General features: G+C 68.1%; 10 protein-coding genes and 1 pseudogene. 6 read left to right on the plus strand and 5 right to left on the minus strand.

Features of this window, described 5'->3' with window-relative positions:
- Positions 1–198, plus strand: a pseudogene (locus ACFWF3_RS11490) (transcriptional regulator); the annotation flags it as partial.
- A gap of 18 nt (positions 199–216) precedes the next feature.
- Here ACFWF3_RS11490 and ACFWF3_RS11495 read toward each other — a convergent pair.
- On the minus strand, positions 217–912 hold the full coding sequence (locus ACFWF3_RS11495) for an alpha/beta hydrolase (protein WP_378991512.1): 696 nt from the start codon (positions 910–912) through the stop codon (positions 217–219).
- 112 nt (positions 913–1,024) lie between these two features.
- On the opposite strand from ACFWF3_RS11495, the gene ACFWF3_RS11500 reads away from it, so the two are divergent.
- Positions 1,025–2,002: a cupin domain-containing protein gene (locus ACFWF3_RS11500; RefSeq protein ID WP_379313583.1), complete on the plus strand. Its 978-nt coding sequence runs from the start codon at positions 1,025–1,027 to the stop codon at positions 2,000–2,002.
- Positions 2,003–2,054: 52 nt separating this feature from the next.
- Here the strand turns inward: ACFWF3_RS11500 and nrdF are convergent, their stop codons facing one another.
- Positions 2,055–3,017, minus strand: coding sequence for a class 1b ribonucleoside-diphosphate reductase subunit beta (nrdF, locus tag ACFWF3_RS11505; RefSeq protein ID WP_056812336.1), 963 nt, complete (start codon positions 3,015–3,017; stop codon positions 2,055–2,057).
- A gap of 393 nt (positions 3,018–3,410) precedes the next feature.
- On the opposite strand from nrdF, the gene ACFWF3_RS11510 reads away from it, so the two are divergent.
- From ACFWF3_RS11510 to ACFWF3_RS11520, 3 genes are all read left to right on the plus strand, one after another.
- Positions 3,411–4,397: a hypothetical protein gene (locus tag ACFWF3_RS11510; protein ID WP_379313584.1), complete on the plus strand. Its 987-nt coding sequence runs from the start codon at positions 3,411–3,413 to the stop codon at positions 4,395–4,397.
- 19 nt (positions 4,398–4,416) lie between these two features.
- Entirely contained in the window at positions 4,417–5,361 is a 945-nt protein-coding gene (locus tag ACFWF3_RS11515; protein WP_379313586.1) for a hypothetical protein, read from the plus strand.
- Positions 5,362–5,497: 136 nt separating this feature from the next.
- Positions 5,498–6,478, plus strand: a complete 981-nt coding sequence (locus ACFWF3_RS11520; RefSeq protein ID WP_379313587.1) for a peptidase — start codon at positions 5,498–5,500, stop codon at positions 6,476–6,478.
- Here ACFWF3_RS11520 and mgtE read toward each other — a convergent pair.
- On the minus strand, positions 6,475–7,923 hold the full coding sequence (gene mgtE / locus ACFWF3_RS11525) for a magnesium transporter (RefSeq protein WP_378991507.1): 1,449 nt from the start codon (positions 7,921–7,923) through the stop codon (positions 6,475–6,477). The genes ACFWF3_RS11520 and mgtE overlap by 4 nt on opposite strands.
- A 361-nt stretch (positions 7,924–8,284) precedes the next feature.
- Positions 8,285–8,860, minus strand: coding sequence for a TetR/AcrR family transcriptional regulator (locus tag ACFWF3_RS11530; RefSeq protein ID WP_379313589.1), 576 nt, complete (start codon positions 8,858–8,860; stop codon positions 8,285–8,287).
- Positions 8,861–8,940: 80 nt separating this feature from the next.
- Here ACFWF3_RS11530 and ACFWF3_RS11535 point away from each other — a divergent pair, with 80 nt between their 5' ends.
- Entirely contained in the window at positions 8,941–9,627 is a 687-nt protein-coding gene (locus ACFWF3_RS11535) for a DUF899 family protein (RefSeq protein ID WP_379313591.1), read from the plus strand.
- Here the strand turns inward: ACFWF3_RS11535 and ACFWF3_RS11540 are convergent.
- Positions 9,606–10,133: a hypothetical protein gene (locus ACFWF3_RS11540; protein WP_378991503.1), complete on the minus strand. Its 528-nt coding sequence runs from the start codon at positions 10,131–10,133 to the stop codon at positions 9,606–9,608. The two genes, ACFWF3_RS11535 and ACFWF3_RS11540, sit on opposite strands and share 22 nt — an antisense overlap.
- Between the last annotated feature and the right edge of the window lie 79 nt (positions 10,134–10,212).

Below are 10,212 nucleotides of genomic sequence, written 5' to 3' on the forward strand. Positions count from 1 at the left end.
GCCACCTACGGCACCATCGAACCGATCGACGCCGACACCTGCCGCCTGGAGATCGGCGCCGACAACCCGCGCGGCCTGACCTTCCTCCTCGGCGCCCTCGACACCGATTTCGACATCGAACGCGGCCCCGAACTGACCGAGCACCTACGCCGGATCGCCGCCCGCTACTCCCGCGCGATCAGCGTGGCGCCGGAGTAGCGCGGCGACGAAGCCGGGTCAGCCCGCGATGTCCAGGGCGGCCGCGTCGATCAGATCCACGACCGCGCCAGGCTGCGAGGCCAGCGAGGCATGGCTCGCGGCGAGTTCGATGGTCTTGCGCGGGTTCATCCGCGCGGCCATCCGCCGCTCGTTGTCGGGGTGGATCATCCGGTCCTCGGTGGACACCTGGTACCAGGTGGGCTTCACCTTCCAGGCAGGCGCGGTCACCGTGTCACCGAACGTCGAGCCGAGTGGCGCCTTCTGCGTCACGGCCATCACCAGCGCTTCCTCGGAAGTCAGGTCCTGGCAGAAGCTTTCGTGGAACTTGTCCTGCGCGATCCACAGGTAACCGTCGGAGTCCGGTGCGATGTTCGCGAACGCGGCGGGCGGCAACTGCTCACTGATCGCACCGGGGCTCTCCCCCGCGTCGGGCGCGAAGGCCGCGACGTAGACCAGGCCCGCCACGTTGGGCAGATCGCCGGCTTCGGTGATCACCGCGCCACCGTAGGAGTGACCGACCAACAGCACCGGGCCGTCGATCTGCGCCACCATTTTCCTGGTGCGCTCGGCATCGTCGGCCAGCGAGGTGAGCGGGTTCTCGACCGCGTACTGCCCCGGATAACCGCGTCGGTTCAATTCCACGATCACCTTCGCCCAGTGCGCGGCGCCACCCCAGAATCCATGGACCAGAACGATTGTCGGCTTGGCAGCCATTGCGAGGCCTCTCTCTCGGTCGGATTTCTCGCCGGCCGGATCGGCCCGATACCGCGGAGCCGATTGACGCGACGAGCACCATTGACGATATTTGGATGATGAGGCAAATACCATGACCGAAGACCCGGTATATTTTGCCGATCAACCGATCGCCGGTGATCCCCTCGCGCGAGACACCACCCTCGACGCCCTGTCGGACATCCTGCACACCGTTCGGCTGCGCGGCGATCGGCTCCTCCGCTGCGCACCCCCGGCGCCCTTCGCGATCGGGCTGCCCGGCGGCATCCGGCTGCTGCACATCGCCGAACGCGGGGACCTCGAGCTCCGCGTGGGCGGCCGGTCCCACACCCTGCGTGACGGTGATATGGCGCTGCTCGCGCGCGGCGACCCGCACGTGATCTCCGTGGGCACACCCTCGGTGCCCGCACGCGGGCTCACCGCCGCCGACAGCTTCCGCCGCGTCACCGAACTCGCCGATCCGGCGGCGCCACGCTGGGTCACCGGCACCTTCGGCGTCGAAGAGGCTATCGCCGATCCACTGCTGTCGGTCCTGCCGCCGGTGGTACTGATCCGGGCGGGAGGCGACGACCGTGATTGGCTGACGCCGAGTCTGCACCTGCTCGTCGTCGAGATCACCGACGCCAGACCAGGTGCCGCAGTGATGATCTCGCGCATCCTGGACCTACTGTTCATCCACGCGCTGCGGGCCTGGTCCGCCGACGACACGACCGCGCCCGGATGGCTCACCGCCGCCCTCGACCCCGCCCTCGGTCCGGTACTCACCAGGATCCACAACAATCCGGACCGCGCGTGGCCGATCGCCGAACTCGCGGCCGAGGCCGCGATGTCGCGGTCCACGTTCACCGATCGGTTCACCCGGCTGCTCGGGCAGTCACCCGGCGCCTACGTCACCGACCGGCGCCTCGAACACGCGGCCCGCCTTCTCGGCTCGACGGCCGAACCGGTCGGCCGGATCGCCGGCGCCGTCGGCTATCACTCGGAAGCCGCGTTCAACCGCGCTTTCCACCGCCGGTTCGGCATGCCACCGCTGCGGTGGCGCAAACGCGGTCATCCGAAGACCGCGCCATAGAAAACGACGGCGCACCCGAACAGGTGCGCCGTCGTTCACAGTACTGGTGCGCTCAGAACTCCCAGTCCTCGTCTTCGGTGTTGATCGCCTTACCGATGACGTAGCTGGAACCCGAACCCGAGAAGAAGTCGTGGTTCTCGTCGGCGTTGGGCGACAGGGCCGACAGGATCGCCGGGTTCACCTCGCACTCGTCCTTCGGGAACAGGCCCTCGTAGCCGAGGTTCATCAGCGCCTTGTTGGCGTTGTAGCGCAGGAACTTCTTGACGTCCTCGGTGAGGCCCACCTCGTCGTAGAGGTCCTGGGTGTAGTCGACCTCGTTGTCGTAGAGCTCGAAGAGCAGCTCGAAGGTGTAGTTCTTGAGCTCGTCGCGCTCGGCCTGGGAGACCAGCTCGAGGCCCTTCTGGTACTTGTAGCCGATGTAGTACCCGTGCACGGCCTCGTCGCGAATGATCAGCCGGATCATGTCGGCGGTGTTGGTGAGCTTGGCCCGCGAGGACCAGTGCATCGGCAGGTAGAAGCCGGAGTAGAACAGGAAGCTCTCCAGCAGCGTGGAGGCCACCTTGCGCTTGAGCGGGTCGTCGCCGTTGTAGTAGCCCAGGACGATCTCCGCCTTGCGCTGCAGGTTGCGGTTCTCCTCCGACCAGCGGAAGGCCTCGTCGATCTCCTTGGTGGAGCACAGGGTGGAGAAGATCGAGCTGTAGCTCTTGGCGTGCACCGACTCCATGAACGCGATGTTGGTGTACACCGCCTGCTCGTGCGGGGTGATCGCGTCGGGGATCAGCGAGACCGCGCCGACGGTGCCCTGGATGGTGTCGAGCAGCGTCAGGCCGGTGAAGACCCGCATCGTGAGCTGCTTCTCGTCGGGCGTGAGGGTGTTCCAGGACGGGATGTCGTTGGACACCGGGACCTTCTCGGGCAACCAGAAGTTGCCGGTCAGCCGATCCCAGACCTCGGCATCCTTCTCATCGGGCACCCGATTCCAATTGATGGCCGACGCCCGATCGATGAGCTTCATTCCGCCTCCACACCTTTCCGCCAGACCTGTTGACCCGCACCCGCCGCCGTGCGCGAAGCCCTTCACCCACAAACACTACTCGTAGTGGGTGACAACCTCGGGGAGCACTACAGCTTGTGTTGCGGCGCGCGGAACTCGACCCGACCGGCCGAACACCCACACCACACACGCGGCCCCCATTGTGCGGCACGATCGCGAACTCACCACCATCGCATCGCCAGTGATTCGCCACATGTGTGCCGACACTCGCTACACCGGTGAGCGCCGCCACTGCCCGGCGCACCCGGGCCCGGTGCGGATCCGGGGCGCCGATTCCGGCACACTGGGCATTCGACAGGGCTCGAACGTGAGCCGGAGGGAGGCGGGAGTCGTCCCGCGCGAGGGGGATTGTCGATGCTGTGGCGTCGTTGCGCGGTGGCCGCCGCTGTCATGATCGGGCTCACCGCCTGCCAGGAGGAACTGCCCGGGCACCGGCCGGTCACCCCGATCGAGGCGGCGTCCGCGATGCCCGCGTACTGGAAGACGGCGCCGACCTCCGACGATCAGCGCCTCGAACTGCTGCGCCGGCTGCGCGCGATCGACCCGTGTGCGCTCATCCCCCGGACCGACCTGGCGAAGATCGGCACCTTGCTCGCGGTCGAGAACGACGGCCCGAACAAGTGCGAAGCGACGTTCGACTCCACCGAGAGCGGCAAGGGCACCTCGGTCAGCTGGGCGATCGGTGTCGCGCCGACCGGGTACGGCTGGGGACAGTCCCGGCGCGAGGAGGTCGACGGCATCACCGTCGGTGTTCTGCGCGATCTCGACAACGGCCCCCAGGTCGAAGGACAGCTCGACCGAAGTTGTCTCGCCACCGCGGCTTTCGCCAATACGACCACGCTCCCGGTCCACGTGCGAACACCACTGGGCACCGAACCGTGCCCGGCCGCCCAGTCCGCACTGGCCCGCGCGATGGGCGGACTCGCCGCCGAACCAGCACAGGGCACCTCCCCGGACACCCCGCGGACCGCACTGCACGGCAAGGACCCGTGCGAGGTCGCCACCGCGCTCGACACTGCGGTCACCGTCCTCGACCTACGGATATGGTCCTGCCAGTTCACTTTCCGAGGTGCGGCCATCGATGTGGACTACGGCTACGAGGCGCGCGGCTACGCGGACACCGGCAAGTCCCTCTTCACCGTCAACGGCCACACAGGGTACCGCCCCAGCGACGACACGAGCGAATATGCCTCGTACACAGCGATAGTCGGCCCCAGCCTGCCCGGACCCGGATCCGAGCTGATGGGCCCCGCCGTCCCCACCATCCGGGTCTTCGGCACGGACCGTGCCGCCCTCGAATCCGTCCTCCGTTCGACCACCGAACTCTTCCCCGCCACCTGACCGGACAAGGAGAACCCCTGTGCGACAGCTCATCCTGATCGCCACCGCAGTGCTGACGATGGTCGCCTGCGGAAGCGAACCGGCACCGGACTCCATGCCCGAGGGTGGATTCTGGTCCACCGCAGCGGTTTCCGATCAGGAGAAGGTCGCGGTTCTGCGCAAGGTCAGGGCGATCGATGTGTGCGCGCTGCTCCCCCGCGTGGCACTGGGCACCCTCGGCACCGTGCGCGACATCGAGAACGTGCATCCGAATCAGTGCCGGCTCAGTATCGCCGTGCCGGGTCATCTCACCGGCATCGACGCGACCTGGAGTACCGGGGTGATGTTCGAGGGCGAGCCGAGCATGGACGGCCCGGTGGACGAGGAGTCGATGGGCGACGTGCGGGTGCTGTTCAACGACGAGCCCGCCGCGTCGGATGATCCGCAGGTGCGCGGGGCCTGTCAGGCGTGGGCGCGGTTCGTGGCGGGGGCCGACCTGTCCTTCAGCGTGCGGGCGCCGCAGGACGCGTGCGCGACGGCGAAGACGCTGGTGCGGATCGCGTTGACCGAATGGCGCGAGGAGCCGCCCCAGGGTTCCTCGCCGGATTCGGATCGGGCGGTGATCACCGGAGCCGATCCGTGCGCGGTCGCGCCGTTGCTCGGCGTTCGGGTGCCGGTGGCCGATCAACGCGTCACCACGTGCAAGATGAGCGTCGACGGGCACGACGCGATCGTCACCTTCGACTACAACGAGGAACGCTCGATCATCGACGACACCCCGGCCTTCATCGTGGGCTCGCGCCAGGTGTACCGATTCGATACAGCCCAGGCCGACATGGCGTCGCTGTCGGCCGTCGTCGGTCCCGGACTCGCACCGGGACCGACCGACGCCCTGCTCGGTCGGCGCGTGCCGACGGTCTCGGTCACCGCCCACTCGACGATCGCGGAGAAGGTCATGCGCGAAACCTTGCCGTTGGTTCGCTGACACCTGAGCGCCGGTGCGATGACGACAACGTTCTGAGAACGACCTGGCGTGATGTTTGCGTGAGAGTTGCCGTCACGGGCAGACTCGGTGGTCGGGCGCGGGTCCGGGCCCGTATCTGTCGAGGACAGGGGTGCCGATGGATCGCAGGATGGCGCTGGCCGCTGCCGCGTTGCTCGTGTGCGCCGGATGCGGGAGTGACGACGCGGGCAACCCACCCGATTACGGGGAGCTGCCGCCGCCGCCCGCACCGGTGATGCCCGCCCAGCCCCCCGAGTTCTGGTCGAAGGTCCCCCAGGATTTCGCCCAGCGAGCCGAGGTCGCCCAGGCGACCCGCCAGGTCGATGTCTGCGCGCTGCTTCCGCGCGACACGCTGGCACGACTCGGCGAGGTCAAGAGCGTGACCGTCGGCCTGGATTCGTGCCGGGCCATCATCGGCAGCGACAAAGCCGGTGAGGGCTCGACCCTGACCTGGCACGCCACCCTGCTGAGCAGCCTGTCGGCCGGTGGCCGGGGCACCACGCGGCAGATCGGCGACGCGAACGTCCGCACGGTCCCCGACCGCGATACGGGCGAACCGCGCGCCTGCGGCGTGACCGCCCAGTTCCCGTCGAGCGCGGCCTTCTATCTCGGCCTTTCCACACCGGGCAAGAACCCGTGCGCGGTCGCCGACGAACTCGTGCCCGGCATGATCGAGCGCTGGCGTCAGTCGCCGAAACAGGGCACCTCCCCCGACACCGCGCCGACGGTGCTGCTCGGCGCGGATCCGTGCACGGTCCGGGGCAGACTGGCCGGCGCCGTCCCCGACGACGAACAGCGACTCACTCAGTGCCTGTTCGGTTATCGCGGCGAGAAGATCACCGTGAGCTACGAGTACCGCGTGCCCGAGTATCTCGCCGCCAACAGCACCGAGGACCACATCAACGGCCGCACCGTGCACCGCTCGGTCTCGGTGTACGACAGCTCGATCCCGATCTACACCGCGGCCGTCGGCCCGGAACTGCCCGCCGAATCCACCGTTTTCGGCAGGCGCATCCCCGTGGTCGAGGTGGTCGCCGCCACCGACGACGTCGCGAAAGACGTCATGGCACAGGCGCTCACACTCTTTCCGCAGCGTTAGATCCCCAAGACGAGCTTCGCGGTCGTGAAGTAGATGATCAGCCCGGTCGCATCGACCAGAGTGGTCACCATCGGCGCCGACACGACCGCGGGGTCGATCCGGAACTTCTTGGCCAGCAACGGCATCGTGCCGCCGATGGTCGCCGCCCAGCCGCAGATGACCACCAACGTGATGGCCACGACGATGGCGATCTTCGGCCCCACGAACACCGTGCCGATCAGCAGCCCGGCCGCGGCCAGCATGCTGCCGAGCACCAGCCCGACCCGGCATTCGCGCCAGATCACCTTGAACAGATCCGAGACCCGCACCTCGCCGACGGCCAGCGCGCGCACGCACGCCGTCGCCGCCTGCGCACCCGCGTTGCCGCCCGCGCCGATCAGCAACGGGATGAACAGCGCCAGGCTCGCGGCCTGTTCGAGCGTCGTGGCGAACATGTCGGTGACACTCACAGTCAGGGTCGCCGCGAACAACAGCAACATCAACCACAGCGCCCGATACCGCGCCAGCTGGAACACCTTGGCGGCCATGTAGTGGCCCTCCCACGGCGCCGAACCGGCCTGCTTGGCGACGTCCTCGCTGTCGGCGGCCTCGAGCACCTCCATCGCGTCGTCGATGGTGAGCAGCCCGACCACCCGGTCCTCGCTGTCGACGACCACCAGGTTGATGAGGTTGGTGGAACTCATCAGCCGGGCGGCCTTCTCCGCGGCATCGGTGGCCCGCACGAACGGTGGCTCGGTGACGACGAGCTCGGACACCATCGCGTCCGGCGCGTGCAGCACCAGCTCGCGCAGTTCGACGATGCCGGTGAGGCGGCGGCCCCGATCGACCACGGGCAGCGTGTAGACCGTTTCGGCGTTGGCGCCCTTGGCGCGCACACAACCCAGCGCCTGCGCGACGGTCAGATTGTCCGGCAGCGCAACGACTTCCGGCGTCATGTACAGCCCGACCGAGCCCTCGGGGTAGCCGAGCAGCGTGGCGGTCATCCGGCGCTCGCGCGGGCTCAGCCCGGCGAGGACCTTCTTGGCGACCTTGGCGGGCGCTTCGTGCAGCATGCGGGCGCGGTCGTCGGGGTCCATCGCCTCGACGAGATCGCGAAAGCTCTTCTCGCGCAGGCCCTGCAGGATCTGCTGCTGGTCGACCGGCTCCAGCTCCTCGAACACGCTGAGCGCGCGCTCCTTGTCGAGCAGCCGGAACACGACACCGGCCTGCACGGCGTCCATGCGGGCCAGCGCGTCGGCGATGACGTGCGGCGGACGGTTGTCGAGCCAGTCCAGGCCGCCACAGACCCGGTGGGTCTCGACGATGTCGCGCACCGATTCGGACAGGATCGCGAGCGCCTCGGTGACAGCGTGGTCTTCCACCGCCGCGCGGCGTGGTGAAACCACTTCGGGCACAACGGTTTCGGTGGGCACATGACGGGTGGTGACGAGATCGACGTTCGACATGATCGAGTCCTCTGGCGTGACAGCGCGCACGCCTGCGGCACGGACAGCTACAGGATGCGCGAGAAGTGGAACGAGTGACGGTGGTTCACACCGCGGGGCGTCCACCACCGAGGCCGGCACGCACAGACCGGACCGAGCAGGTCAGGATCGGCAGTACGAGGACGAAGGGGTGACGCCGCGCGGCCTTCGACTGGGAGGTTCATTGCGCATTGCAACCCCACCTCCTCGCAGTCGCCGCGGGTGATCGCTCCGCGGATCGCTTGGAGTACCCACTCGGGCACACCCTTCCACTGATGAGACTACATGCGAGGGCCGATCGTTTCACCTTCAGCTCGCGTACCACTGGTCACAGTGATACCGATCACACCACTGAGGGCAGCCCCGCGATGACCGTGTCGACGGCCTGTTCGGCGAGCGGCCACAGTTCGGCGCGGTCCAGGTGCCGCAACGGCCCGCGCAACGCCAGTTCCGCGAATCCGTGCACGGTGGACCAGCAACTCCAGGTCGCACCCGCACGCGCCGCCGGAGCGAGCTCGCCGATGTGCACCATCATGTCGAGCGCGTCGGCGAGGGCGAGGTAGGCGGGCGAGTCGACGACCGACTCGGGCGAGGTGTCACCGGCACCGAAGAACGCGACCGCGAACCAGCCGGGCTCGAGCAGCGCGAACCCGATATAGCCGAGACCGACCGCGCGCAGGCTCGCACGACCGGTCGCGGGGCCGCGCTCCATCCCCTCGGCCATCCTGGACTCGATCGCGGCCGAGACCGCGCGCAGCAGGGCGCGCCGGTCGGGAAAGTGCCGGTAGGCGGCGTTCGGCGTGACGCCGACCTGGCGGGTGACCGCACGGATGGTCAAGGCACCGGGGCCGCCGGCCCTGGTGAGCTCCAGCCCGGCCTCGACCAAGGCCGCCGCGAGGTCACCGTGGTGATAGGCCAACTCTTGAAGCCCCTTTCGCCGGAGTGTACGGTGTGAACATATCAAATGTGCACGCCGTACACATTGAAGGGTGGCTCACCATGACCGCATTGCCCACCATCGTCGATCAGGACGTCTGGCAGGCCGAACTCGATCAGCTCCGGATCCGGGAGAAGGCCGCGACCCGCGAACTCGACGCCGTCGCCGCCCAGCGCCGGCGCATGCCCGCAGTCCGCCTGCCCGACTACACACTCACAGCCGAAGACGGCAGCGGCGTTTCACTCGCCGAGGTCTTCGACGGACACTCGCAACTGATCACCTACCACCACATGTGGACACCCGGGAACACCTGGCAGTGCCCCGGCTGCACCGGCCTCACCGCGCAGTACGCACGACTGGACTTTCTCGACGGCTACGACGCGCGATTCGTCATCGTGACGCAGGGGCCGATGGACGAGGCACTCGCCTACAAGAAGCGCGTCGGCAACGCGATGACCTGGTATTCGACCGCCGACAGCCCGTTCGGCGCCGACATGGGCGCGGGCCCCGGCGCGGGTTTCGCCGTGAACACTTTCCTGCGCGACGGCGACACCGTCTACCGCAGCTGGCACACCGACGGCCGCGGCACCGAACAACTCGCCTACACCTTCGGCCTCATCGACGCGCTCCCCTACGGCCGCCAGGAGGAATGGCAGGACAGCCCAGCGGGCTGGCCGCAATCACCGACCTACAGCGGGTGGCCGAGCAGCAAGGACATCGCCGCGTCCTACGGCGATCCGAGCGTCTGACCTGCGAGATCCGCGCCGACCGCACGCTCGACCGCGGGCCAGTCGGGCGTGTGGGTCAGCCACGACGGGATCGGCCCGGTCTGCGCGCCGAACAGGTACAGCCGGGGCACCAGATCGCGCAGGGTCGCGTGCACTTCGAGCCGGTCGTCGATCATGTGCGTGATGCCGAGTTCGGCGCAGTGCGGCGCCTTGCCCGCGCGAGTTCTGCAGAAGCGCAAGTGTTCTCGGGCAATGCCGGTGCGGGCGGCGAAGTCGTGATGGTCGAGCCATTGCCTGGTGCGCTGTTCGATGCGCGGACCGCATTTCGAGATCACCCAGGCGTTGCCGTCGAAGCGGCTCACCAGCCGGTTGAGCACCGCGAACGCGTCGGGACCGGGTGGAGTGCTCATTGCTTCGTCGAAGCCGCCCGACAGGAATACGGTGTCCGCGGCGCCCGGTGTGAGCGCGGCCCCCTGAATCACTCGGCCGAAGTCGACGCCGAGGCGGGGTAGCGAAATATTGTTCATACGTCTGCAAGCATGCCCGGGTTTTCCCCGCGTGCCAACTGATTTTCGGCGCATAACGGCCGGTCCAGGGTTCCTGTCT

The organism is Nocardia sp. NPDC060220 (assembly GCF_042727815.1).
GTDB lineage: Bacteria > Actinomycetota > Actinomycetes > Mycobacteriales > Mycobacteriaceae > Nocardia.

Excerpts from the sequence above, each read along its gene's own strand:
- ACFWF3_RS11500 (WP_379313583.1), top strand. The coding sequence starts at position 1,025 with ATGACCGAAGACCCGGTATATTTTGCCGATCAACCGATCGCCGGTGAT.
- ACFWF3_RS11495 (WP_378991512.1), bottom strand. The coding sequence starts at position 912 with ATGGCTGCCAAGCCGACAATCGTTCTGGTCCATGGATTCTGGGGTGGC.
- nrdF (WP_056812336.1), bottom strand. The coding sequence starts at position 3,017 with ATGAAGCTCATCGATCGGGCGTCGGCCATCAATTGGAATCGGGTGCCC.
- ACFWF3_RS11535 (WP_379313591.1), top strand. The coding sequence starts at position 8,941 with ATGACCGCATTGCCCACCATCGTCGATCAGGACGTCTGGCAGGCCGAA.
- ACFWF3_RS11520 (WP_379313587.1), top strand. The coding sequence starts at position 5,498 with ATGGATCGCAGGATGGCGCTGGCCGCTGCCGCGTTGCTCGTGTGCGCC.
- mgtE (WP_378991507.1), bottom strand. The coding sequence starts at position 7,923 with ATGTCGAACGTCGATCTCGTCACCACCCGTCATGTGCCCACCGAAACC.
- ACFWF3_RS11540 (WP_378991503.1), bottom strand. The coding sequence starts at position 10,133 with ATGAACAATATTTCGCTACCCCGCCTCGGCGTCGACTTCGGCCGAGTG.
- ACFWF3_RS11510 (WP_379313584.1), top strand. The coding sequence starts at position 3,411 with ATGCTGTGGCGTCGTTGCGCGGTGGCCGCCGCTGTCATGATCGGGCTC.